This window comes from Candidatus Brevundimonas colombiensis (assembly GCA_029202665.1).
In the GTDB taxonomy this organism is placed as follows: Bacteria; Pseudomonadota; Alphaproteobacteria; order Caulobacterales; family Caulobacteraceae; genus Brevundimonas; species Brevundimonas colombiensis.
Genome location: CP119326.1, coordinates 1,252,250 through 1,276,504, shown reverse-complemented (window position 1 = coordinate 1,276,504; position 24,255 = coordinate 1,252,250). Strand labels below are relative to the sequence as shown.

Below are 24,255 nucleotides of genomic sequence, written 5' to 3'. Positions count from 1 at the left end.
CGGAAACGAAAGGCTCCGATATGGACATCTACCACTACTTTCTGGAACGCGGGCTGACCGATTCACGCAGACATTTCTCGTCCGCATGGCTCGGCCGCGCGGAGAATTATTTGTGTCTTCGGGCTGGCCGTGAGGCGTCCGCCGACGCCCTCATCGAACTATTTCAAACGCTGGTTCGAGAGGGAAAGCTGGTGCTTGCTGTGAGGGTCGCGTGGGCGGTCCTTTGGATGAAACCGGAGGCGCGGCGATGACTGATAACGACCTCCTGTTTGGCATAGACGACCTCGAACGCTGGAAGCGCGGTGACCACTCGGAAGTTTGGCTTGAACAGCAGAAAGCTCAACTTCTTGCGCGCTCTCAAGCCCAGTCGGCTGGGCTAAAGCAGCTTCTGGCTTCCGCCAACCCAGCATTGGTTTCGCGCCTCAACAAACCGCTCTGAAGCCCGCCAAGGCCGCACCGCCGAAATGATCGGCATCTACCTCACATTCGGAAGCGTCGATCTCAAATCCGGCATCGGCAGCGATGGACCTCACGAAAATCCAGTCCCGAGGCTGGACGCTGAATATCCAACCATCGTGACCTTGATCGAGGCGGTGCGGGACGTGGTGAGCAGCGAGGGCTTCAGCCATGGGGCCGGGCGTGTCGTGTTCAACCCATAGGATGATCTTCATGAGACTGATCCTTCGATGAGGGATCACGCGGCCCGCCGAAGGCTCATTCGAGCCACGGCAGTCCGGTCGAGGAAGATGCGCGGCATGACGCCACCCGGCGGGATGAAGTCAGGCTGATCGCGATTCACCAGCATCGCCTTCATGTCCTTCGCCCAGAGCCGAGGTTCCTCGGGATTGTAGGAGATGAACTTGGCCACATCCTTCAGGGTCCGGGGCGATCCATCCTCCAGACGAAGCAGATTTTTCGTGAACCACTCCAGCGCGCAGTTCTGACTATCGGGAGAGATCGAGGTCTTCTCATCCGGCTTGTGGAGCATGCGCTTGCAGATCGCGAGGTAGCAGGAAAACTCCCACGCGGTTTGCCGGTCGGCACCGATGTAGAGCGGAGCGACCCGCGACCGTAGCGCGCTGACGTGGGGGCGCATCTTCGGCTCAAACTGGCTATCTTTCCGCAAGTCCTTGTTCGACGTGAGGACCAGTGGTGCCGTCAGAGGAATGTGGACGATCTGCTTCACCAACTTGCCGTCCTCATCCGGCACCTTGCGTTCAGTCGTGTGTATACGCCGCCCGGCCTGATCCATCGCCTCCTTCAAGATATTTGCCTGTCCTTCGGACTTCAGCACGTTGTCGGCCTCTTCGAGGATGAGCGGCTGGCTCGTGCGGTGCGCCAACTCGAAGGCATCAAGAAGCTGGCGAAGATCGGTATGCTTGAAGAACACCCCTTTCAGCCCAGCAGTGCGGAGTGCTTGCCGAATGGCCTCGCTTTTTCCCAAGCCGGGTTGCCCGCAAAGGATTGCTGCGGTTTCGGCGGTCTTGGTTTTATCGAACACATAGCCGAGTTTCCGCGCAGCATCGTCGATATCGTCGCATAGGGGATTGGTGTTCGGCACCGCCTCCCAATCCTCCAGTGTCTTGCGGACGATCCCGCCCGCTCCTTTCGTCTTCGTCATCGTCGTTGTCCTTCATGTGTGTGGCCGTTGGGCCGATGGGTTGATGTTCACGCACGTCGCATTCGGTTGGTTGGTGGGCGCCCACAGTTCATCGCTGCCCCGAAGCTGTGTTCGGAGCGGTAGTCGTCGTATCGGGATGGAAGTCCCGTCAGAGGTGAGGACGATCCCTCGCCTCGGGGTATTGATGAGACCCGGATGAGGTCTCTACGGGAGGGCGTGATAACCCGCCTCGGTCTGGCCAGACATCAATAGAATGCCAGATGGCGGCGGGTTGCATAGCTGCGTGCTGGCGGCAGAATCGACATGGTGGTGATGGCCAGACGCCGATCTGCCGCCAGAGTGCTCATGAGGCTGCTGACCTGCTTTCGAGGGTGTGCGATCTGCCGCCAGCGGCAGGATCGCGGCGACGATTCTGCCGATCTTAACGACCGATCTGCCACCGCTTCTTTCGACAGATTTGGAGGCAGCATTGGCCAGAGCGTCGAAAAAGGATCAGGCGAAGCAGGAGTTAGCCGCTCGGCTGGGCATGCCGGTTAGGGACATCCTGACTCGCGAGGACGTCGCCGCGATGATGGACCCGCCGACGACAACGGGCTGGATCGAGAAAAACCCTGACGCCAGTCCCCCCTTCTTCAACAAGGGGCATGGACACATCGCGCTCTACCCACGGGCATGGGTCGAGGAGCACCTGCGGACAGGCAAGGTCATGGACCACGGGCAACGATTGCTCGGCTCCAAACCTTGGCCTCCCGCACCGCCGCCGCCGCCGCCGGTCGATCCTGTGAAGCGCGACAACGCCCTCGCCTTCCTCGACAAACTCGGGGTGAAGGTAGATTCCAAGATGAAGAACCAGACCCAGATCAAGGAAATCGAGGATTACCGGAAGGGTGTGTCCGAGGGCTTCTAAAAGCAGGGTTGGGGTGTTCCAAAAACCCCTCCGAAATTCGCCCTTCTGGCCCCAGCAAATCCGGGCCACGCAGAACCCGTTTCAGCCGTGCTGAAAGATACCCGCGAAAACCACATCTGATTGACGCCCCGCCGATCCGTGAGACCTTCTGGTCGATGAAGCGCGCTGGCATCTATCTTCGGGTCTCGACCGATCAGCAGACGACCGAGAACCAACTCCGCATCCTGACCGAGGTGGCCGAGCGATCCGGCTGGACCATCGTCAGGGTGTTCGAGGATGCCGGTATCAGCGGCGCGAAGGGGCGGGATCAACGGCCGGGCTACGACGCCCTTCTGAAGGCCGTCCATCGTCGAGAGGTGGACATCGTGGCCGCATACGCCGTTGACCGTCTGGGACGCTCCCTGACCGATCTGGTGGCCTTCCTCGGCGACATCCAAGCTCGGGGCTGCGACCTCTACCTTCACCAGCAGTCGGTCGATACCTCGACGCCCTCGGGGCGCATGCTCTTCCAGATGCTGGCGGTGTTTTCCGAATTCGAGCGCGAACTGGTCAGGGGCAGGGTCCGAGCGGGCCTCGCTCGCGCTCGTGCCAAGGGCGTCGCGTTCGGTCGGCCCAGTTTGTCGCCCGACCGTGTGGCGGGGGTCGAGAAGGCCCTGAAGGACGGTCAGAGCATCCGGGCGGTAGCGAAGGCGACCGGCACCTCCACGGCCTCGGTCCAGCGCATCAAACGCGCCATGCTCACGGTCGAGGAAGATCGTCTGGAGAGCGTTGCCTCCTGACGTCAGGGGCGGTCATAGAGGGCCGTGGAAGACGTTGACCCCTGCCTGACATCAGACTCTCCTGCCGCCTCGAACTCCCGAGTCGCAGAGCACCTCCATGACCGACGAAACCGACCCAAAGGTCGTCCCCTCGGCTCCACCAAATCCTTGCAGAGCAAGGGTTTGGACGGAAACAGGCGATAAATCTGACACCACGCTGCTACACACGGTCCCACAGCGACCGTCGAGAAAGCGTTCCCCTACAGTCAGTTCGCCGTCCCGAGGCTGTAGCACCACCTCATCACACACACCGTCCAAACGGCCCCTTCAACCGTCTCCTCGGTCACCTGATGCTCGGCGTCGGCAATCGTCTGGCCTGATCGTTCGGGGATCGACCTACTACCTTCGACTTCGTGTTCGTTCACGCGCAGCGGGGACGATCAGGTCATAGCGTCTCGTTCGGGATCAGATGCGAGAGGTCGAGGTCGGGGTAGGCGATCCGACCCATCGCGTCATAGAGCGTCTGCGCGCGGTAGCCTCGGCCGTAGGCAGCGGCGGTTTCACCCCCTTCGCTGCCGTTGCCCGAAGACCAACCTCCGAGTGCGAGGGCGACCTCATGCTCGATCCGGGCCTCGCGCAGGGCGTCCCGGTAGCAGTGTCTGAAAGAGTGAAAGCAGGTCTTCTCACGAGACGCCCCAGCGCGCTCAAGGAACCGTCTGAACCACTTGCTGAACGGGTCGCTGTAGTAGCCGGTGCTGGACTTCTGGAGTTCGGAAAATAGGCGCACGGCGCCAGCCGTTCGCCTCTGCTCCACGAAGGACAAGAACCCGATCTCGACCAGTTGGGGGTGGATAGGGATGAACCGTTCGCTGGCCGCTGTCTTCAGGCGTTTCCCGCTGTCGGCGTCAGACGGTCCTTCCGTCACGAAGAAGCAGTCCACGTCGTCGAGTCGGTGGATGTCCGCGACGTGTAGCTGGCAAATTTCGTTCATCCTCATGCCCGAGAAGAGGGCGATGAGGGGCACCCAAAACCGCCCACGACGCGGGTGCGCGTAGCCGGGTGTGGAGTATCCGGCCCAATCGTCAACGCAGCCTCGGTAGATCGGCGCATCGAAGATCAGGCGTAGCTGTTCGGCGGAAAATGGTAGGCGTTTATCCCGCCGTCTCACCCGGTCGATGACCTGAAGCCCCTTGGCTGGGTTCCGTTCGATCCAGCCCTCATTCTGGCAGAAGTTCATCACCGACCGGAACTTGCACATGTAGCCGTTAACCGAGGCGGGCGAGAGCCGCCCGGTCAGGCCCTTCTCTTTCGCCATCCTCGAAGCCGCGAGAGGCGACAGCTTCGGGAACTTCTTCTCGGCGTTCGCGGGCAACCACAGGAGCACATCGAGAAGCTCGCGTGACGCCTCCCGGTCGATGGAGCGGATCGTGCGGCTTTCACCCCAGAGGCCGACAGTCAGTTCGATGAGGTTGAGATAGTGGAGGTCAGTCTTTCGAGAGCGGTGCTTCGAGGGGTCGGTTCGAAACAGTTCGAACGCTTGGCGAAGCGTCTTGTCCGCTGGTGACGCAGAAGGCGGCGGCACGGGCTTCGGTCGCTTGGACGGCTTGGCAATGACAGGCCGAACACCGTGAGTCTCGATGTCCCGCCACTCCTGCTCGAACGCCGCTGCGACGATCCGAGCTTTGCGGACGGCATCAGACCGATAGCCGGTGCCGAGAGATTTCATGACCTCCGTCTTGCCGATGATCCCGGCCAAGGAGCGCGGAACACGAAGTCGAAGGTAGTAGGTCGATCCCCGAACGATCAGGCCAGACGATTGCCGACGCCGAGCATCAGGTGACCGAGGAGACGGTTGAAGGGGCCGTTTGGACGGTGTGTGTGATGAGGTGGTGCTACAGCCTCGGGACGGCGAACTGACTGTAGGGGAACGCTTTCTCGACGGTCGCTGTGGGACCGTGTGTAGCAGCGTGGTGTCAGATTTATCGCCTGTTTCCGTCCAAACCCTTGCTCTGCAAGGATTTGGTGGAGCCGAGGGGAGTCGAACCCCTGACCTCGTCATTGCGAACGACGCGCTCTACCAACTGAGCTACGGCCCCGTTCCGGCGCTGGATCGGGTTTCACAGGCGAGGCGGACATAGAAGGCGGGCGGGCGCGGTGTCAACGGGCTTGTGCGCGCAATCGGCGCAGGCGCGACACGGCCGTTGTCGGGCGGGGGGCGAACCGCTAGAAGCGCCGTTCGGCTATAGAGGCAGGGTTCATGGGCTACGCGATCGTCTGGTTGATCAACACCATCATCAGTCTGATGATCTGGTTCATCATCGCCCAGGCCATACTGAGCTGGCTGGTGGCGTTCGACGTCGTCAACTATCGAAACCGCTTCGTCTATTCGGTGGGGACCTTCCTGGACCGGGTCACCGCCCCGCTGCTGGAGCCGTTCCGCCGCATCATTCCCAACCTGGGCGGCATCGACATCTCGCCCATCGTGGTCATCCTGCTGTTGCAGTTCATCGGCGTGCTGTTCAACCGCACGGCGGCGCCGGCGCTGATCCAGCTGCTGGGCTGAGGCGACACGGCCGGCGGGAATCTGGTCCTCGGGCGCCGATCCGCTCTTGCGCCGCGCGCCGTCCTTCCTAAAGGTGCCCGCCCGACCACTATCGACCAGGGTTCATGAGCACGATTTCCACAGTCGCCATTCTGGGCGCCGGACAGATGGGCGCAGGCATCGCCCAGGCCGTCGCGCTGGGAGGCTATTCGGTGCGGCTGTACGACATCGTCGCCGACCGCCTGCCGATGGCCCAGGGCGAGATCGCCGCCAGTCTGGCCAGGCAGGCGGGGCGCGGCCTGGTCGACCAGGCGGCCGCCGACGCCGCCCTGGCCCGCATCACGCCGGCGGCCGGGATCGCCGAGGCGGTGGCCGGCGCTGATCTGGTGATCGAGGCCACGCTGGAGGACGAGGCGGTCAAGAAGGCCGTTTACGCCGAAGTCCTGCCGCACCTGGGGCCGCAGACGCTGATCGCGTCCAACACCTCGTCCATTTCGATCACTCGTCTGGCGTCCGCGACGGACCGGCCGGACCGGTTCGTGGGCCTGCATTTCATGAAGCCGGCGCCGATCATGAAACTGGTCGAGATCGTGCGCGGCATCGCCACCTCGGCCGAAACCCATTCCGCCGCCGTCGCCTTCGCCGAAAGCCTGGGCAAGACCACGACCGACGCCGAGGACTTCCCCGCCTTCATCGTCAACCGCATCCTGGTGCCGATGATGAACGAGGCGATCTTCGCCCTGTACGAAGGGGTCGGCAACGTCGCCTCCATCGACAAGGCCCTGCGTCTGGGGGCCAACCATCCGATGGGACCGCTGGAGCTGGCGGACTTCATGGGGCTGGACGTCGTCCTGGCCATCATGAACGTGCTGTATGATGGCCTGGCCGACAGCAAATACCGGCCCTGTCCGCTGCTGGTGAAATATGTCGAGGCCGGTTGGCTGGGCCGAAAGAGCGGACGCGGCTTCTACGACTATTCCGGCCCCACGCCGGCGCCGACGCGATGAGCCGGTTCGAGACCTATTCCGACCTGCCCGGTCAGACGACCATCGCGGCGCGCCCGGCGCCGCTGTATCCCGTTCTGGCCTGTCTGGCGGGCGCGGCCTGGCCGCCGCTGTGGCTGACCCTGCTGGTCTGGCGGCCCCATGCGGTCATGCCGGGGCGCGACACGGACTGGCGGCTGGTGGTGCTGTTGATCGGACTGATCGCGGTTCCGCTGGCGCTGTATCGCATCCTGACCGAGCGGCGGCGCGATGGGCGGCCCGGCACGCGGCTGGGCGTGGTGTGGCGCTTCATGCTGTACGGCGGCATGGCGGCGGCCCTGGTGCAGGTCGTCGTCGCCCTGGGCATGAGCGTGATGGGCTGGTTCGAGGCGACCGACGTCATGCAGGCGCTGGGGGCGACGGAGACGACGCTGCTGATCTTCGGCGTCGGCGGCCTGCCCCTCGCCATGGTGGTGGGCGTCAGCTACGCCCTGTGGGCCGGTCTGTGCGCCGCCTTCATCGCCTTCGAGGCCAAGCCGGCCGTGAAGGATCGTCTGGGCCTGATGCCCAGGAGCTGAGGACGCGCGTCGGGGATTGACGCCGACGTGCCGGATGCGGAACTCTGGCCCGACCGACCATCGGGGGCGTTGAGGATGCTGCAGCCAGACACGCCCGCCGCGCCGGTCGTTGAACGCATCGCCACGCTGGATCTGGTGCGCGGCCTGGCGGTTCTGGGCATATTGGCGGTCAACGCGGGCGGGTTCGCCGCCACCCTGTCGGCCTATGGCGGTTCCGGCCTGTGGCCCTTTCCCGACACGGGCGCGTCGGCGGCGGCCCAGTGGGTTGTGGACGCCTTTTTCCATCAGAAATTCATCGCCCTTTTTTCGATGCTGTTCGGGGCCTCGCTGTTCCTGGTCGGGGGAGAGCGGTCCGATGCCCAGCGCGGACGGCGGGTGCGGCGTCGGCTGGCCTGGCTGACGGTCATCGCCCTGGTCCACGGGCTGGCGATCTGGTGGGGCGACGTGCTGCTGCTCTACGCCTGGTCGGGCCTGTTCGTGATGCTAGCGCGGTCGTGGCGGACGGTTATGCTGTTCCGCGTCGGGCTCGTGCTGTTCGGGCTGTTCTCGCTGGTCCAGATCGTCGGGCCGCTGAGCCTGTATTTCGCGCCGCCCGACGTACAAGCGCGCATCGCCGCCGAACTGACCCCGACCGCCGCCCAGATCGCCCAGGTGCGGGCCGACATCGCCGAGGCGGCGGGGTCGCTGGCCGGCGCCTATCGCCAGAACTTCAGCGCCTGGGTGGAGCTGCAGCTGTCCAGCCTGATGGTCTTCGTCTTCCCGACCGTCGGTTTGATGATGATCGGCCTGGGCCTGTTCAAGACGGGTTTCTTGAGCGGGGCGCTGTCCGCGCGCCTGTATCGCGGCGTGACGGCGGCGGGCGCCGCGGCACTGGCGGTCGTCTGCGGTCTGACCTAGCTCGACGACATGGCCCATGCCCGGATGATGTGGACAGCCGGGATCGAGGGGTTGCTCAATCCCTTGATCGGCCTGGGCTACGCCTCCGTGCTGATCCTGATCTGGAAGGCCGGACGTGCGGGCGTGTTGAGGCCGCTGGCGGCCGCGGGCCGGATGGCGCTCAGCAACTATCTGGCCCAGTCGATCATCATGACCAGCCTGTTCTGGGGCGGGCGGGGGCTGGGGCTGATGGGCCAGATAGATCGACCGATGCTGTGGGCCGTCGTGGTCGGGGTGTGGGCGTTGCAGCTGATCTGGTCGCCGCTGTGGCTGTCGCGCTTCGCCATGGGGCCGGCCGAATGGCTGTGGCGCTGCCTGACCTATGGGCGGCGGCTGCCGATGCGAAAACCGGCCTGACGACGCTTTTATCGCAGGCGCGAACCGACTAACTGAGGGGCATGGCCGCCACGGACACCCCCGCCGAAACCTTCAAGCGCGCGCTGGGCCACGCCGCGCGGGCCCTGGCCGAACAGCCTGAGCTGGAGGTCGCCTTCGGATCGGACGGGCCGCGCCTGTCGAACGGCGTGCTGACCCTGCCCCACCCGCCGCGCGATCCATCCGGGCCAGAGAGCGCGGCCCTGCGCGGTCAGGCGGATCGACTTGCCCTGCGTCTGGCCAACCACGATCCGGCGCTGGACGGCCGGATGCGCCCCGCCGACGCCAAGGCGGCCGAGGTCTTCGATGCGGTCGAACAGGCGCGGGTCGAGGCGTTCGGTTCGGAGCACCTGGCCGGGGTGCGCGACAATCTGGGGGCCGCCCTGGTGACGCGGCTGGAAAAGACCGGCGCCCTGCGGATCAACGAGGCCGAGCGCGTGCCGGTGTCGGAGGCGGTGGCCCTGCTGGTGCGCGAGCGGCTGACCGGGCGGCCCGCGCCGGGTGGCGCCAAGGCCATGCTGGATCTGGTGCGCGCCAATATCGAGGCCAAGGCCGGCGCCCGGCTGGACGCCCTGGCCGGAACCGCCGGCGATCAGGAAGCCTTCGCCCGCAAGATGCACGAGGTGCTGCGCGCCCTGGACCTGGACCCCGGCGACGGACGCGGCGAGGACGCCTCCGAAGACCCCGGCGACGAGGAGCCGGACCCTCAGGACCCCGCCTCCGACGACGATCAGGATCAGGAGGAGGAAGAGGACGGCGGCGAAGGCTCCCAGTCGATGGAGGGCGACGCCGACGATCAGTCCTCCGACGAAGAACGCGAAAGCCGCCCGGACGGCGCCCCCGCCGATCCGCAAGGCGAAGGCGCCGACGACGGCCCCGAGCTTCAGGAAGGCCAGCAGCCGAACCGTCAGCAGACGGCCGACGACGGTCGGGCCGTGGACATCTACCGTGTCTTCACCACCGCCTTCGACGAGGTGATCGACGCCGCCGACCTGTGCGATCCGGTCGAGCTGGATCGGCTGCGCGCCCTGCTGGACGGCCAGCTGGCCATCCTGTCCAGCGTGGTGTCGCGCCTGGCCAACAAGCTGCAGCGGCGCCTGTTGGCTCAGCAGAACCGCTCCTGGGTCTTCGATCTGGAAGAGGGGATGCTGGACACCGCCCGCCTGACCCGGATCGTCACCGATCCGACCGCCCCCCTGTCGTTCAAGGCCGAAAGCGAGAGCCCGTTCCGCGACACGGTCGTCACCCTGCTGCTGGACAACTCCGGCTCCATGCGCGGGCGGCCGATCATGGTGGCGGCGGTCTGCGCCGACATCCTGGCGCGGACGCTGGAGCGGTGCGGGGTCAAGGTCGAGATCCTGGGCTTCACCACCCGCGCCTGGAAGGGCGGCCAGAGCCGCGAGGCCTGGATCACCGCCGGCAAGCCGCAGAATCCGGGCCGCCTGAACGACCTGCGCCACATCATCTACAAGGCCGCCGACGCGCCCTGGCGCCGGGCCAAGAAGAACCTGGGCCTGATGATGCGCGAGGGGCTGCTGAAGGAGAATATCGACGGCGAGGCCCTGCAATGGGCGCACGGCCGCCTGTTGGCGCGCACCGAGCAGCGCCGCATCCTGATGGTGATTTCCGATGGTTCGCCGGTCGATGATTCGACTCAATCGGCCAATGCCGCCCTGTATCTGGACAAGCACCTGCGTCAGGTCATCGCCGAGATCGAGGACCGTTCGCCGGTCGAGCTTCTGGCCATCGGCATCGGCCACGACGTGACCCGCTGGTATCGCAAGGCCCTGACCATCGTCGATGTTGAGCAGCTGGCCGGGGCCATGACCGAAAAACTGGCCGAACTGTTCGAGAACGAGGGCGCCGCCGCGCCCGCGCGCCGATCGAGGCGCAGAATCACGGCATGAGCCGGTTTCGCCGCCTGGCGGTCCTGTGGGCCGCCCTGTCCCTGACCGCCTGCGCCGCATCGCTGGGCGCGCCGCGACCCTATCCGCTGTCGCAGGACGGCTGGACCCCGGCCGTGGCGGAACTGCGCAGCGTGGGCCTGGGGCTGCCCGGCGGCGCGGTGCTGGCGCAGGGCGTGCACTTCGTAGGCGGACTGAACATCCTGTCGGCGCCGACGTCGACCCTGCACAGTCTGTCGGACCTGAAGCTGACCGGAGACGGCGGCTTTGTCACCGTCTCGGACGTCGGCGATCTGGTGCGCGGCGACATCCGCCTGGACGCACGCGGGCGTCTGATCGGCCTGGATCATTTCCGCACGCGGCGGCTGACGCTGGCGGACGGGCGACCCATTTCCGACAAGCAGGATGGCGACGCCGAGGGTCTGGCCCTGACCGCGTCCGGCGATCTGCTGGTCAGTTTCGAACGGCGTCACCGCATCTGGAACTATGGACCGCTGAACGCCCTGACCGACCGGCCGACGCCGATGCGCTCGCCCGACTTTCCCTTCACCGAGAACGACGGGATGGAGGGGCTGGCGGCCGGACCGAACGGCTGGCGCGTGGGCGGGGAGGCCGGCGGGGTGTGGGACTGCACGCCCGCGCGCTGCACCGTCGTCACGCCCGCGCCCGCCACGCCGATCCCCGACAGCGAATACCGCATCACCGGAATCGACCGCGATCCGTCCGCTGACGGATGGTTCATCGTCCAGCGCCGCTATCGCGCCCCTATCGACGCCCGCGCCCATGTGCGCCGCATGGCGGCGGACGGAACGCTGGGGCCGGTTCTGATCGAACTGAAACTGCCCGGCACGACCGACAATTTCGAGGGGATCGCCGCCGAGCGCCGCAACGGGGCGATGCGGATCTACATCCTGTCGGACGACAATTTCAGCCCGGTCCAGCGCACCCTGATGCTGGCCTTCGACGTGCGATAAATTCTCCCCTCGTCACCCTCGGGCTCGACCCGAGGGCCGGACGTTCCGCCGCTTTGCGTCGCCGTTCAAGACAATGCCCAACCCGCCCCCGATCCTCGGGTCGAGCCCGAGGATGACGGCGGAGGGATCGCGAAATTCGTCTAGGCCGCCCCCGCCCACTGGGTCGGCTGGGCCGTCGTCTCGTCGGCGCGCAGCGCCCGCACGAAATCGTCGCGCCAGATGCCGACATCGGTGGCGCGCACCACATCCATCAGGGCCTGCCATTTGCGAATACGCTCGGCCTGGGGCATGGTCAGGGCCTTCTGGATGGCGTCCGACAGCTCCTCGCGGCTGTAGGGATTGACCAGCAGGGCCTCCCCCATCTGTTCGGCCGCCCCGGCGAAGCGCGACAGGATCAGGACGCCGGGATCCTCCGGGTTCTGGGCCGCCACATATTCCTTGGCCACCAGGTTCATGCCGTCGCGCAACGGCGTCACCAGCCCGACCCGCGCGGCGCGATAGATGCCGGCCAACTGATCGCGGCGATAGGTGCGGTTCAGATAGCGGATCGGCTGCCAGTCCATGTCGGCGAAGGCGCCGTTGATCCGCCCGGCCAGGGCGTCCAGCCGCGAGCGGATGTCCTGATAGCTGTCCACGTCGTCGCGCGAGATCGGCGTGACCTGCAGCAGGAAAACCTTGTCCCGCATCGCGGGGTTGTCGTGCAGGAACTGCTCATAGCCCAGCAGCCGCTCTTCCAGACCCTTGGAATAGTCCAGCCGGTCCACCCCCACGATCATGGACCGGAACGCCGCGGACGCCGACATCCGGTCATAGGTTCGGGCGCCCAGGGTCGAGTTCCGCGCCGCCAGGAAACCGTCGACATCGATGCCGATGGGGAAGACGCCCGTCTGGACGCGGCGGCCGAAACACTCCAGCCCCCCGTGACCGAACAGCTCGCCTTGCGCCTCCGAGACCACATAGTCGGTGAACAGGTCGCACCATTCGCGGGTGTGAAAACCGATCAGGTCGAAGTCGAACATGGACTCCACCAGCCGCCGGTGATGCGGCAGGGTCACCAGCAGCTGACGCGCGGGCCAGGGCGTGTGCAGGAAGAAGCCGATCCGGTTCCTGATCCCCAGACGGCGCAGGTCCCGCGCCATCGGGATCATGTGATAATCGTGGACCCAGATGATGTCGTCCGGCTGGATCAGAGGCGCCAGCACCTCGGCGAAGCGGCGGTTCACCCGCTCGTAACCCTCGCCGTACGACCGCTCGTACTGCGCTAGGTCGATGCGGTGGTGGAACAGCGGCCACAGGGTCTTGTTGGCGTAACCGTTGTAATATTCGTCGACGTCCTGAGCTTCCAGGTCGACAAGGCCGACGGTCACGCCGGCGCGATCCTCGATCTTCACTTCGCCGGTATAGTGTTCGACCGTTTCACCCGACCAGCCGAACCAAAGTCCGTCGTATTTTCGCAGCGCCGCCGACAAGGCCATGGCCAGGCCGCCGGCGGACCCGGCGGCAGGGTCGGTCGGGGCGGACACCCGATTGGAAACGACGATAAGTCGGCTCATGATTTCACTTCATTCGGCGGCCCCAGCCCCGGGGCCAGACAATCAACGCACGTCGGTCCAGGAACGGCTCAACAACACCGCACAATTGATGATGCCGACCAGGGAATAGGTCTGGGGATAGTTGCCCCAAAGTTCGCCGTCCTCGATGGAGATGTCCTCGCTGAGCAGGCCGGCGGCGGTGCGACGATTCAACATCTCCTCGAAGATGGCGCGCGCCTCCTCGATCCGGCCGTTCTGATGCAAGGCCTCGATGAACCAGAAGGTGCAGAAGTTGAAGGCGGTCTCCGGCTCGCCGAAGTCGTCCGGTTCGACATAGCGGAACAGGTTGCCGCCCTTCTTCAGGTCGCGTTCGATGGCGTCGAAGGTGGCGACCTGACGTGGATCGTGCGCCTCCAGGAAACCGAGATCGGTCATCTGCAACAGGGAGGCGTCCAGCTCGCGCCCGCCATAGCTGGCGGCGAACCGCCCTTCATCCGGCAGATAGGCCTCGGCTTCGATCCGCTCACGGATGATACGCGCCCTTTCGCGCCACGCCTCGACCCGATCCGGCAGGTTCAGATGCTGGGCCGCCTTGGCCAGCCGGTCGCAGGCGGCCCAACACATGACCGACGAATAGGTGTGGACCCGCGCGATGGTGCGGAACTCCCACAGGCCGGCGTCGGTCTGATCGTGCATGGCGAAGGCCCGCTCGCCCACCTTTTCCAGCGCATGGAAATCCTCGATGGTGCCGGGACGCAGCAGACGCTGGTCGTAGAAGGCCTGAACCAGTGGCAGGACGATCTGTCCGTATACGTCGTGCTGCAGATGCTCGTGCGCCTGATTGCCGATCCGCACCGGCTTCATGCCGCGATAGCCCTGCACCGTCTCGACGATGCTCTCTCCGATGCCCGGCTCCAGCCCCACGCCATAGACGGGCTGGACGTGGCCGCCGGCGGAATCGTCGACCAGATTCCTCAGATAGACGAGATAGTTCTCAAGAATGTCCACCGCGCCCAGCCGGTTCAGCGCCCGCACCGTGTAATAGGCGTCGCGGATCCAGCAGTAGCGATAGTCCCAGTTGCGCCCGCTTTCCTTGAATTCGGGCACCGAGGTCGTCATGGCCGCGACGATGGCGCCGGTCTCTTCATAGGCGCACAGTTTCAGCGTGATCGCCGCCCGGATCACCGCCTCCTGATAGTCCAGGGGCAGATAGAGTTTGCGCACCCAGTCCTGCCAATAGGCCACCGTGCGGTCCAGCGCCGCCTGGACGCCGTGGCCGACGTCCTGATCATAGCCCTCGTCCGGCCCCAGGAAGAAGGCGTGGGCCCGTTCCAGCCGGAACACCCGCTCCTCCAGAATATGCGACACCGGGCAGTCGGTGGTCAGGCGGAACGTCACCTCGGCGCACTGATAGCGGATATGGTTGGAGCCGGAGGTATGGGGCGCAGGACGAGCCCCCCAGTCGGTCGACGGCCTCAGGCGCACGCGGATGCGCGGCGTTCCGGACAGGGGCCGCACGATCCGCGCGAAGGCCAGCGGGCGATAGGTGCGCGAATGTTTCGGATGGCGCGGGGCGAAGTCGATGATCTCGCACGAGGCTCCGTCCTCGGCGGTCATCACCGTGCGCAGGACCGGGGTGTTGCGGACATAGGCCTGTTCGATCGCGGCCATGCCGTCCAGCTCGATCGACCAGAATCCGTGATCAGGCGCCGAGCCGTCCATCAGGGCCGAGAAGACGGGATCGCCGTCAACCCGGGGCGCGCAGGCCCAGACGAACCGCCCCTGGCGGTCGATCAGGGCGCTGACCGCGCAGTTGCCGATGGGAAACAGGTCCAGATTGGGCGTCATCGGTTCAGGCCTTTGCAACGGCTTCGAGCCAGGTCAGGACATCGTCCACATCGTTCAGGCGGTATCGCGCCGCCGTCTTTCGCTCCGGGCCGACCAGGACGCCGTAACCGCCCAGCGCCGCCGCCGCCTCAAACCCGTATTCGTCGGTCAGATCGTCGCCCAGCATCACCGGCGCGGCGCCCTTGAACGGCGCCTCGCGCATAAAGGCGGCGACGGCCGTGCCCTTGTCGGCGCCGGGCGTCTTTAACTCCAGCACCATATGGCCGGGCTGGCAGGTCAGGCCGGTCTGGTCCGCCAGATCGCGCGCCAGCGCCCGGGCGGCCTCGGCCGCGTCGGGAGCCAGACGATAGTGCAGGCCGACCGAGACGCCCTTGTCCTCGACGATCACACCGGGCCGGTCGGCGGCGAAGGCCCTGAAGGCGGTCAGCGCGCGGGCCACGCCCGCATCGGCGGGGCGGCGCTGGATCGAGCCGTCCTTCAGACGACGCTCCAGTCCATGGACTCCCGAGCCGGACACCAGGGCGTTGTCGGAAATCCGGTCGATCTCGACGAGGGTGCGGCCGCTGACGATGGCGACGCGGCCGGCCAGGCGCGCCTCGACGGCCTTCAGCGCCGCCGTCCGGCGCGCGACCGGCCCCACGGCGTCCGGGGTCGGGGCCATCGGAGCCAGCACCCCGTCCATGTCCAGAAATAGCGAAATCCCGTCGGCGACGACAGGCGGACGCGCAAGCAACAGTTCGGCGGCTCCGGCGTGAGACGGCATGGATCGTAAGGCTCTTTTTCTACTTCCCCAGCGACGACAACGCGCCAGCGCGGCAAAGGTTGACCCGAAACCGACAAAGTCGTCTGAAAGGGAGACGCCGCACCGTCGCGCGCAACTGTCGCGGGGCGCGCGCCTCGACAATAAGGAGAGCCCGGTTGCGGGCCGCTGGTATCAATGAACGAGATCGCCCATTCCGCCCCTCAGGACATCGCCGCGATGACCGACCACGCCCGAGAGGTCGTGCGGCTGAACATTGAGGCGCTGGAGGCGCTGGAACGCTCCATCGACGTGTCGCTGGCGCGCGCCGTCGACGTGATCATGAGCCGTCCGGGCTATGTCGTGGTCACCGGCATGGGCAAGTCGGGCCACATCGGGGGCAAGATCGCCGCCACCCTGGCCTCGACCGGCACCAGCGCCTTCTTCGTTCACCCGGCGGAGATGAGCCACGGCGACCTGGGCATGCTGCGCCCCGACGTGACCCTTCTGGCCATTTCGAACTCGGGCGAGAGCCGCGAACTGCGCGACCCGCTGATCTATTGCCAGCGCAACAACATACCCGTCATCGCCATCACCCAGCGACCGGCCAGTTTCCTGGGTCGAAACGCCGCCGTCTGCCTGACCATGCCCAGCGTCGCCGAGGCCTGCCCCAACGGTCTTGCGCCCACCACATCGACCCTGATGACCCTGGCGCTGGGCGACGCCCTGTCCATGGTGCTGATGGACCGGCGTCAATTCACCGCCACGGACTTCGGCCTGCACCATCCGGGCGGCGCCCTGGGCATGAGCCTGCAGAGCGTGCGCGAATGGATGGGCGACAACGCGGCCGTGCCGGCCAGCGTGCCGCTGAGCGCCGATTTCGGCGAGGTCGTCTCGGCCATCACCGAGGGCCGCAAAGGCGCCGTGGCGGTGCTGGACGAGGCGGGCGCCCTGGCCGGGATCGTCACCGACGGCGACCTGCGCCGCGCCTTCCAGCGCGACACGAACAATCTGAAGGCGTCCGACATCATGGGCGCCAATCCGATCACCGTCGATCCCGACGCCCGGATGAGCGACGTCGTCGATCTGCTGACGGCCAACAAGATCGCCAACCTGTTCGTGGTCGAGGACGGGCGACCGACGGCCATCGTCCATATCGCCGAACTGATGCAGGCCGGCTACGTCGCCTGATCATGCGGATTCTTTACGACGCAAGCCGGCTGATGAGCCGGGCCGACCGTTCCGCGCCGACCGGGGTGGACCGGGTCTGTCTGGCCTATGCCGAATGGCTGCTGACGACGCCCGGCGTGACCGTCCTGCCCGTGCGCGGACGCAAAAACCGGCTGGTTCCGGTCGATCCCGCATGGTTCGGCCGCTTCGTGGGCGACCTTCGCAGCCGCTGGAACGGCGCCGCCTCCACGACCGCGGACCGCGCCCACGAAGCCCGATTGCTGGAGGCGCTGACGGCGCCGGCGCGGCCCGCCGCATCGGTGATCGGCGCCCCGCCCGCGCCGGTTCAGAACAAGCCCGCGGACAAGACGCGGGTGCTGAAGCAATTCTTTCGCTCCCGCCACGCCACGCCCCTGCCCCACGCCGACCTCTATCTGAATGTGGGCCACACCACCCTGCATGAGCCGACCGCGCTCAAGGACCTGGAGGCAGCCGGGATAGACCGGGTGATCCTGATCCACGACCTGATCCCCATCACCCATCCCGAGTTCTGCCGGCCGGGCGACGGCGACAAACATCACGCCCGCGTCGCCAACACCCTGCGACACGCCAGCCGGATCATCGTCAACTCGGCCTATACGGGCGACGAACTGCGCGCCTTCGCCCAGCGTGAGGGCCTGCCTCAGCCGCCGATCCACGTCGCCCACTTGGGGCTGGAGCCGGCCTTCGCCGCCGGCGACGCGGTCGCCGCCGCCCGCCCCTATTTCGTCCACGTCGGCACCATCGAGGCGCGCAAGAATCTGGCCCTGCTGCTGACCCTGTGGCGACGGCTGGAAGAACGAATGGGCGGTCGCACGCCGTCGCTGGTTCTGGTCGGGCGTTACGGCTGGGAAAACGAAGCCGTTCTGGATCACCTGCAACGCTCGCCCAATCTGCAGGGCGTGGTGCATCAGGCGTCCAACCTGTCGGACGCGGCCCTGGCGCGGCTGATGCGCGGCGCACACGCGATCCTGGCCCCATCCTCCGTCGAAGGGTTCGACCTGCCGGCGGTCGAGGCCTGCGCCATGGGATTGCGTTTGATCGCCTCGGACATTGCGCCCCACCGCGAGTTGACGCCGGGCGCAGAGCTGATCGATCCGCTGGACGGCCTGGGCTGGCTGGACGCCATCGAAAGCGCGACGATCGCGACGCCTTCAGCCCCGTCGGAAGGCTATGCCGCGCCCGACTGGACCGGGCATTTCCGCATCGTCGCCCAGGCCATCGGACTTCGGAGCGCTTCGCCTCTGGCGAGCGCGACCAAAGGCTTGTAATCAATCCGCGAACAAGGGCTATCAAGCTTCATGACGCGCACCATCCTGCCGCTTGCCATCGTCGCCATCCTGGGCGGCTGCTCAACACTGCCGCGCGACGGGCCGTCCGGCGCCTCCGTTAACTCCGGGGCCACCACCGCCTCGGCCCTGGGCAGCTACGCCCTGGTTCCTCTGACCTATGAGGTCACAGAGCGGATGAAGCAGGTGCCCCCGCAGTTCTTCGGCACCCTGGCCGCCGGTTCCAGCGACCAGCCCGCCGACATCATCGGCGAGGGCGACACCCTGGCCATTTCGATCTTCGACCCGTCCGGGTCGCTGTTCGGTGGAACCCTGGGCTCCGGGTCGTCGTCCGGCCGCAACGCCGCGACCATGTCCGGCGGCAATCAGGCGCTGCCGGGCGCCACGGTGGATCGCACCGGATCGGTCACCATTCCCTTCGGCGGCCAGGTTCGCGTCCAGGGCCTGACCTCGACCCAGGCGGCGGCGGCCATCCGGCGCGCCCTGGTCGGCAAGGTCGCCAATCCGCAGGTGCTGGTCTCCATCGCAGGCAACGCCTCCAACACCGTCAATGTGCTGGGCGACGTGCGCCAGCCTGGCCGCGCGCCGCTGGGCGTCAACAGCGACCGTATCCTGGACGTCATCGCGGCCGCCGGCGGTTCGGCCCGCACCACCGACGACCTGACCATCAGTATCCAGCGCGGCGGCCAGACCTATACCGCGCCTCTGTCGGCGGTGACGACCGAGTTCGGCGAGAACGTCCGCCTGCAACGTGGCGACGTAATCAACGTCCATTACAAGCCCCGCCGCTTCTCCACCTTTGGCGCCTTGAACGCGGTGGCTCAGGTCGACATGCCCGCCGGACCAATGACCCTGACCGGCGCCATGTCCAAGGTCGGCGGTCTCAACACGGCGACCGCAAACGCGCGTCGTGTCTTGATTTTCCGTTTCGAACGTCCCGAGGTGGCCCAGGCCCTGGGCATCACCCAACCCGCCACCCCGCGCGGCGTTCCGGTGGTCTATGAATTGGACTTCAATGACGCCGCCAACGTCTTCGCCGCCACCAATATGCAGGTCATGCCCGAGGACGTGATTTACGTCCCGCTGGCGGGCGCCGCAGAGATGCGCAAGTTCTTCGAGGTGGTCCAGAGCCTGACCCGCGTCGTCTATGACGTGTCGGTGACCAGCACGCTGAACCGCTGACGTCATGGTCGGGGGGCGGTCTTTGATCTCGGGCCTGTTTCGACGCAGGTCCGACGTCGCCTCCGACCCCGATGTGGTCGATCCGTTCGACCGCCCCGACGATGCGACGCCGGTCGAGCCCGATCCGCTCAGCCTGGCGCTGGATGAGATCGAGGCCGGCGCCCTGGCCGTCTATGCGGCGGCGGGTTTGCCGACCCAGGCCGGCCATTATCGACGCGAACGGGATGACGAGCGCTGGGTCTTCCTCGCCGCCCAACTGACGCCCCAGGAACGGTTCGCCCTGACGCTGGAGCATTCGCCGGAACAAGGGTGGCGCTTCGCCCGGCTGCAGGACCTGGGCGCGCGATCAGAACGCGAGGATCTGCGCGCCGCCTCGCGATTGCTGGCCGACATCGCGCGCATTCGGGCGTCACGTCGCGAAATCCTGACCCAGGACCACCTGCTGACGGCGATGGAGCTGGGCGCCGCCTGGCGGGCCCTGCGCGACAGCCAGCCCGTGCGCGGCTCTCGCCTGACGCTGTCCGCCCCGGAGCAATCGGACAAGCCGCCCGCCACGGCGCGCGACAAGCGGCGAAAGCCGCGATAAGGACGCCGCCTCCTCACCATCAGGTTCCCCCCATGTCCGACGCCCCCGAACGCCCGCCCGAGTTTCAGCCCGTCGGCCGCATCATCGCCATGCCGGCCGACACCAACCCCGAGGGCGACATCTTCGGCGGCTGGCTCCTGGCGCAGATGGACCTGGCGGGGGCCACCCCGGCGTTCGAACTGGCCTGCGGACGGTGCGCCACCGTCGCCCTGGACGGCATGGTCTTCCACCAGCCCGTCTCGGTCGGCGACGAGGTCAGCATCTACGCCCACGTCATCGGTTCGGGCCGAACCTCGATCCGCGTCCAGGTCGAGGCCTGGAAGCGCGCCCGGGGCCAGCCCCAGGCCGCCTCGGTCCGCGTGACCCAGGGCGTCTTCACCTATGTCGCCATCGACGAGAACCGCAAGCCCCGCCCCCTGCCTGGCAAGGCCTGAGACCCCGCCAAGTCCGACCGCGACGGTGGGAAATCTTGACCTGACGCCGGGGCGCGCCTACGTCCCGGCCATGGCCATCCGACGCATCCTCACCATCGACAACGCCGCCGATCTGGCGATCCTGAAAAAGGTCTCCACGCCCGTCGCGGCGGTGGACGACGCCGTCCGCGCCCTGATGGACGATATGTTGGAGACCATGTACGACGCGCCCGGCATCGGCCTGGCCGCCGTTCAGATCGGCGCCTTGGACCGGGTGATCGTCATGGACCTTGGCGACAAGGACGGCGTGGTCTGCGAAACCGAGGAAGAGGCGGCGGAAAACGCCGAGGCGCGCAAGAATCCGCGCTTTTTCGCCAATCCCGAAATCCTTTGGACCTCTGACGACCTCTACACCTATGAGGAAGGCTGTCTGTCGATCCCGGAGTATTTCGACAAGGTGGAACGCCCCGCCCGCGTCCGCATTCGCTATCTGAACCGTGACGGTCAGTCTGTGGAGGAGGAGGCCGAGGGCCTCTACGCCGTCTGCATCCAGCACGAAATGGACCATTTGAACGGCGTGCTCTTCATCGACCACCTGTCGCGACTGAAGCGCGAACGCGCCGTGACCAAGGTGAAGAAGGCCGCCAAGGACAGGATCGCCGCCTGATGAAACGCCAACCCCGTCCCAATATCCGTCGTGGTCAGTCGCTTGTCATCGACACCGAGGGCCGTCGTCGTCTGACTCGCAGCCAGAAGGTCGGCGTCGCGGGCGTGGCCACCCTGGCCGGTGTGGCCCTGATCGGCGTGGTGGCCGGCCTGCTGCTGGACCGCCTGCTCGACTTCGACGACGCGCTGGACGCGGGCGGCGAATGGGATGAGGGCGGCGGCGTCTTCACCCGCTGGCAGTAGGCGACCTAAACCGTCTTTCTTCGAGAGCATGATTCACGCCCCGGCCTGAACCGCATTGCGGTTCCGTCCGAAACGATCATGCTCTAAAGCCGTGCCCATGCGCCTTGCCTTCATGGGAACTCCCGACTTCGCCGTGCCCTCTCTGGCCGAGCTTATCGCTTCGGGCCACGAGATCGTCGCCGTCTATTCGCAACCGCCGCGCCCCAGGGGCCGGGGCCAGAAGCTGACGCCGTCGCCGGTCCACGCCTTCGCCGAAACCATGGGTCTGCCCGTCTTTACGCCCGAGAGCCTGAAGGCCCAAGACGCCATCGACACCTTCCAGAGCCTGGACCTGGATGCGGCCTGCGTGGTCGCCTATGGCCAGATTTTGAAGCCTGCGGTGCTTGAGGCGCCGCGTCTGGGCTGCCTGAATCTGCATGGGTCGCTGCTGCCGCGCTGGCGGGGCGCGGCGCCGATCCAGCGCGCCATCATGGCCGGGGACGCCCAGACCGGCGTCCAGATCATGCAGATGGGCGAGGGGCTGGACGAAGGCCCCATCCTGCTCAGCGAACTGATGGACATCCGCCCCGACGACACGGCGGCCAGCCTGTCGGAACGCATGGCCCATGTCGGCGCCGCCCTGTGGCCCCGCGCCCTGGCGGCCATCGAGCGCGGCGGCGTCACCCCTTCGGAGCAGGTCGGAGAGCCGACCTACGCCAAAAAGATCACCCCGGCCGAGGCCCGGATCGACTGGACCCGCCCGGCGGCCGAGGTGGACGCCCATATCCGCGGCCTGTCGCCCTTCCCCGGCGCCTGGTTCGAAACCCCGTCCGAGGACGGCCCCGTGCGGATCAAGGCCCTGCTGTCGGCTCTGGCCGAGGGTTCGGGGACGCCGGGCGCGGTGCTGGACGACGCCCTGACCGTGGCCTGCGGGACCGGGGCCGTGCGTCTGATCCGCGTCCAGCGCGAGGGCAAGGCGGCGCAATCGGCCGAGGAGATGCTGCGCGGCTTCCCCCTGCCCGCAGGGACCCTGCTCGGCTGATGCCGCGCTACAAGTTGACGATTGAATACGACGGCACGGCCTACAACGGCTTTCAGGCCCAGGACGGCCAGCCGACGGTCCAGGGCGCGGTCGAGGACGCCATCGCGGCCTTTTCGGGCGAGCGCATCCGCATCGCCGCCGCCGGCCGCACCGACACCGGCGTCCATGCAACGGCCCAGGTCATCCATGCCGATCTGGCGCGCGACTGGCCTGTCGACACGGTTTTGAATGCAATGAACGCCCATCTGATCAAACAGGATGTCTGTGTCCTGTCGGCGGAATACGCCCCCGATCCCGACTGGCACGCGCGGTTCTCGGCGACGGGGCGGGGCTATCTGTACCGCATCCTGAACCGCCGCCCGCAGCCTGTGCTGGAGCGCGACCGCGTCTGGCACGTCAAGAAGACGCTGGACGCCGAGGCCATGCACCACGCGGCCCAGGTGCTGGTGGGCCATCACGATTTCACCACCTTCCGCGACATGGGGTGCCAGGCGAAATCGCCGGTCAAGTCGCTGGACGTGGCCCGCGTCAGCCGTTTCGGCGAGGAGGTGCATCTGGTGTTCCAGGCGCGCAGCTTCCTGCACCGTCAGGTCCGGTCGATGGCAGGGACGCTGGTCGAGGTAGGTCTGGGCCGCTGGACCGCCCATGACGTCAAGACGGCGCTGGAGGCGAAGGACCGCGCGCGGTGCGGCCCCGTCGCCCCCTCGGCGGGGCTCTATCTCAGCGGCGTGCGCTACGACTGAACCCCGCCTGTTCCGGACGGATCAGCCGTTCTGCTGGACCAGAACCTCGGCGATCTGGACCGCGTTCAGCGCCGCGCCCTTTCTCAGGTTGTCGTTGGAGACGAACAGGGCCAGGCCGTGTGCGACGGTCGGATCGGGACGCACCCGGCCGACGAAGACCGGGTCCTTGCCCGTGGCGTCCAGCGGGTTCGGCACATCGGTCACCACCACGCCCGGCGCCTGACCCAGAATCTCCAGCGCCGCCGCGACCGAGATCGGGCGTTCGAACTCGGCGTTGATCGACAGGGAATGGCCCGAATAGACCGGCACGCGGACGCAGGTGCCGGACACCGGCAGGCCGGGGATTTCCAGAATCTTGCGGCTTTCGTCGCGCAGCTTCAGCTCCTCGTCGGTATAGCCGTCCTCCGACAGGCTGTAGTTCAGGGCCACCACATTGTTGGCGATCGGCACGACCCACTTCTCGGGCCCGCCGAAATCGACCGCGCCGCCGTCACGGGCCAGGGCCGCACCCTGATCGACCGAGGCGCGCGACTGGGTCTCCAGCACGCGGATGCCCTCGACGCCGCCGCCCGATACGGCCTGATAGGTCGAGACGGTCAGACGCTTCAGACCCGCCGCCTCATGCAGGGGCTTCAGCACCGGCATGGCGGCCATGGTGGTGCAGTTGGGGTTGGCGATGATGCCCTTGGGACGGTCGGCCAGAGCGTGGGGGTTCACTTCGGCGACGACCAGCGGCACGTCCGGGTCGCTGCGGTAGGCGGACGAGTTGTCGATCACTACGGCGCCGGCGGCTGCGACCTTGGGGGCCAGGGCGCGCGAAGTCTCGCCGCCCGCCGAGAAGAAGACGATGTCCAACCCGGCGTAGTCGGCGGTCGCCGCATCCTCGACCACCACGTCGACATCGCCGAAGCGGATGGTCTTGCCCGCCGACCGGGCCGAGGCGAACAGGCGCAGCGAGGCCAGCCGGAAGTTTCGCTCGGCCAGCAGATTACGCATCATCTCGCCGACGAGGCCGGTGGCCCCCACGATGCCGATATGGGGCGGATTGGACGGGGAAAAGGTCATGAAAGGCGTCTCCTGGGAAGGTGGGAGGCGCGGGGTGTTCGATCCGGCTGGACCGCCCCGCGCGTCGGCGGGGCTGGGGATCGGGGTTCGTCGCTAGACCTTGCGCACACCCGAAACCGCCCCGCCTAGGCAGGTGGTTTT

The 24,255-nt window shown here is 66.7% G+C and carries 27 protein-coding genes and 1 tRNA gene; 20 read left to right on the top strand and 8 right to left on the bottom strand.

Going from position 1 to position 24,255, the window contains the following annotated elements; translation table 11 throughout:
- Positions 1-20: 20 nt before the first annotated feature.
- A complete protein-coding gene (locus tag P0Y50_06025; protein WEK41161.1) occupies positions 21-251 on the top strand; it encodes a hypothetical protein in 231 nt (76 codons plus the stop codon).
- Positions 248-439, top strand: coding sequence for a hypothetical protein (locus tag P0Y50_06020; protein WEK41160.1), 192 nt, complete (start codon positions 248-250; stop codon positions 437-439). Before P0Y50_06025 ends, P0Y50_06020 begins: the two co-directional genes overlap by 4 nt.
- On the opposite strand, the gene P0Y50_06015 is transcribed toward P0Y50_06020, so the two are convergent.
- Positions 423-671 (bottom strand): hypothetical protein, encoded by a 249-nt coding sequence (locus P0Y50_06015; protein WEK41159.1) that lies wholly within the window; start codon positions 669-671, stop codon positions 423-425. The two genes, P0Y50_06020 and P0Y50_06015, sit on opposite strands and share 17 nt — an antisense overlap.
- Before the next feature lie 23 nt (positions 672-694).
- A complete protein-coding gene (locus P0Y50_06010; GenBank protein ID WEK41158.1) occupies positions 695-1,621 on the bottom strand; it encodes a hypothetical protein in 927 nt (308 codons plus the stop codon).
- 373 nt (positions 1,622-1,994) lie between these two features.
- Between P0Y50_06010 and P0Y50_06005 the strand changes: the two genes are divergently transcribed.
- A complete protein-coding gene (locus P0Y50_06005) occupies positions 1,995-2,528 on the top strand; it encodes a hypothetical protein (GenBank protein WEK41157.1) in 534 nt (177 codons plus the stop codon).
- A 155-nt stretch (positions 2,529-2,683) separates the two neighbouring features.
- Entirely contained in the window at positions 2,684-3,307 is a 624-nt protein-coding gene (locus P0Y50_06000) for a recombinase family protein (GenBank protein WEK41156.1), read from the top strand.
- A 424-nt stretch (positions 3,308-3,731) separates the two neighbouring features.
- Here the strand turns inward: P0Y50_06000 and P0Y50_05995 are convergent, their stop codons facing one another.
- On the bottom strand, positions 3,732-5,042 hold the full coding sequence (locus P0Y50_05995) for a site-specific integrase (GenBank protein WEK41155.1): 1,311 nt from the start codon (positions 5,040-5,042) through the stop codon (positions 3,732-3,734).
- A gap of 264 nt (positions 5,043-5,306) precedes the next feature.
- A tRNA-Ala gene (locus tag P0Y50_05990) sits at positions 5,307-5,382 on the bottom strand.
- A gap of 161 nt (positions 5,383-5,543) precedes the next feature.
- Between P0Y50_05990 and P0Y50_05985 the strand changes: the two genes are divergently transcribed.
- The 7 genes from P0Y50_05985 to P0Y50_05955 all read left to right on the top strand — a co-directional run bounded on the left by P0Y50_05985 (position 5,544) and on the right by P0Y50_05955 (position 11,578).
- Positions 5,544-5,849: a YggT family protein gene (locus tag P0Y50_05985; GenBank protein ID WEK41154.1), complete on the top strand. Its 306-nt coding sequence runs from the start codon at positions 5,544-5,546 to the stop codon at positions 5,847-5,849.
- 104 nt (positions 5,850-5,953) lie between these two features.
- A complete protein-coding gene (locus P0Y50_05980) occupies positions 5,954-6,835 on the top strand; it encodes a 3-hydroxybutyryl-CoA dehydrogenase (protein WEK41153.1) in 882 nt (293 codons plus the stop codon).
- A complete protein-coding gene (locus P0Y50_05975; GenBank protein WEK41152.1) occupies positions 6,832-7,389 on the top strand; it encodes a phthalate transporter in 558 nt (185 codons plus the stop codon). Before P0Y50_05980 ends, P0Y50_05975 begins: the two co-directional genes overlap by 4 nt.
- A gap of 75 nt (positions 7,390-7,464) precedes the next feature.
- Complete coding sequence (locus P0Y50_05970) at positions 7,465-8,286, top strand: hypothetical protein (protein ID WEK41151.1); 822 nt, start codon at positions 7,465-7,467, stop codon at positions 8,284-8,286.
- Between the two features lie 24 nt (positions 8,287-8,310).
- Positions 8,311-8,682, top strand: a complete 372-nt coding sequence (locus P0Y50_05965) for a DUF418 domain-containing protein (protein WEK41150.1) — start codon at positions 8,311-8,313, stop codon at positions 8,680-8,682.
- Positions 8,683-8,723: 41 nt separating this feature from the next.
- Entirely contained in the window at positions 8,724-10,607 is a 1,884-nt protein-coding gene (cobT, locus tag P0Y50_05960) for a cobaltochelatase subunit CobT (protein WEK41149.1), read from the top strand.
- Positions 10,604-11,578 carry an esterase-like activity of phytase family protein gene (locus tag P0Y50_05955; protein ID WEK41148.1) on the top strand — a complete coding sequence of 325 codons (975 nt, stop codon included), beginning with the start codon at positions 10,604-10,606 and terminating at the stop codon, positions 11,576-11,578. Before cobT ends, P0Y50_05955 begins: the two co-directional genes overlap by 4 nt.
- 140 nt (positions 11,579-11,718) lie before the next feature.
- On the opposite strand, the gene P0Y50_05950 is transcribed toward P0Y50_05955, so the two are convergent.
- The 3 genes from P0Y50_05950 to otsB are packed head-to-tail and all read right to left on the bottom strand — an operon-like array spanning position 11,719 to position 15,721.
- Positions 11,719-13,131, bottom strand: coding sequence for a trehalose-6-phosphate synthase (locus P0Y50_05950; protein WEK41147.1), 1,413 nt, complete (start codon positions 13,129-13,131; stop codon positions 11,719-11,721).
- Positions 13,132-13,173: 42 nt separating this feature from the next.
- A complete protein-coding gene (locus tag P0Y50_05945) occupies positions 13,174-14,958 on the bottom strand; it encodes a glycoside hydrolase family 15 protein (protein ID WEK41146.1) in 1,785 nt (594 codons plus the stop codon).
- Between the two features lie 4 nt (positions 14,959-14,962).
- The gene (otsB, locus tag P0Y50_05940) at positions 14,963-15,721 is read right to left on the bottom strand and encodes a trehalose-phosphatase (protein WEK41145.1); all 759 of its coding nucleotides are present in this window, start codon (positions 15,719-15,721) and stop codon (positions 14,963-14,965) included.
- A gap of 174 nt (positions 15,722-15,895) precedes the next feature.
- Between otsB and P0Y50_05935 the strand changes: the two genes are divergently transcribed.
- The 9 genes from P0Y50_05935 (at position 15,896) to truA (ending at position 23,049) form a co-directional block, all read left to right on the top strand.
- A complete protein-coding gene (locus P0Y50_05935) occupies positions 15,896-16,888 on the top strand; it encodes a KpsF/GutQ family sugar-phosphate isomerase (protein WEK41144.1) in 993 nt (330 codons plus the stop codon).
- Between the two features lie 32 nt (positions 16,889-16,920).
- Positions 16,921-18,177 (top strand): glycosyltransferase family 1 protein, encoded by a 1,257-nt coding sequence (locus P0Y50_05930; GenBank protein WEK41143.1) that lies wholly within the window; start codon positions 16,921-16,923, stop codon positions 18,175-18,177.
- A 30-nt stretch (positions 18,178-18,207) separates the two neighbouring features.
- On the top strand, positions 18,208-19,377 hold the full coding sequence (locus P0Y50_05925; GenBank protein WEK41142.1) for a polysaccharide export protein: 1,170 nt from the start codon (positions 18,208-18,210) through the stop codon (positions 19,375-19,377).
- 22 nt (positions 19,378-19,399) lie between these two features.
- A complete protein-coding gene (locus P0Y50_05920) occupies positions 19,400-19,963 on the top strand; it encodes a hypothetical protein (protein WEK41141.1) in 564 nt (187 codons plus the stop codon).
- A gap of 32 nt (positions 19,964-19,995) precedes the next feature.
- On the top strand, positions 19,996-20,397 hold the full coding sequence (locus P0Y50_05915) for an acyl-CoA thioesterase (GenBank protein WEK41140.1): 402 nt from the start codon (positions 19,996-19,998) through the stop codon (positions 20,395-20,397).
- Positions 20,398-20,467: 70 nt separating this feature from the next.
- Positions 20,468-21,043, top strand: a complete 576-nt coding sequence (gene def / locus P0Y50_05910; GenBank protein ID WEK41535.1) for a peptide deformylase — start codon at positions 20,468-20,470, stop codon at positions 21,041-21,043.
- Positions 21,043-21,285, top strand: a complete 243-nt coding sequence (locus tag P0Y50_05905) for a hypothetical protein (protein ID WEK41139.1) — start codon at positions 21,043-21,045, stop codon at positions 21,283-21,285. The genes def and P0Y50_05905 overlap by 1 nt, the downstream gene beginning before the upstream one ends.
- Before the next feature lie 97 nt (positions 21,286-21,382).
- Complete coding sequence (gene fmt, locus P0Y50_05900) at positions 21,383-22,306, top strand: methionyl-tRNA formyltransferase (protein ID WEK41138.1); 924 nt, start codon at positions 21,383-21,385, stop codon at positions 22,304-22,306.
- Complete coding sequence (gene truA, locus P0Y50_05895; GenBank protein ID WEK41137.1) at positions 22,306-23,049, top strand: tRNA pseudouridine(38-40) synthase TruA; 744 nt, start codon at positions 22,306-22,308, stop codon at positions 23,047-23,049. The genes fmt and truA overlap by 1 nt, the downstream gene beginning before the upstream one ends.
- 21 nt (positions 23,050-23,070) lie before the next feature.
- Here truA and P0Y50_05890 read toward each other — a convergent pair whose 3' ends face one another.
- Positions 23,071-24,114, bottom strand: coding sequence for an aspartate-semialdehyde dehydrogenase (locus P0Y50_05890; protein ID WEK41136.1), 1,044 nt, complete (start codon positions 24,112-24,114; stop codon positions 23,071-23,073).
- Between the last annotated feature and the right edge of the window lie 141 nt (positions 24,115-24,255).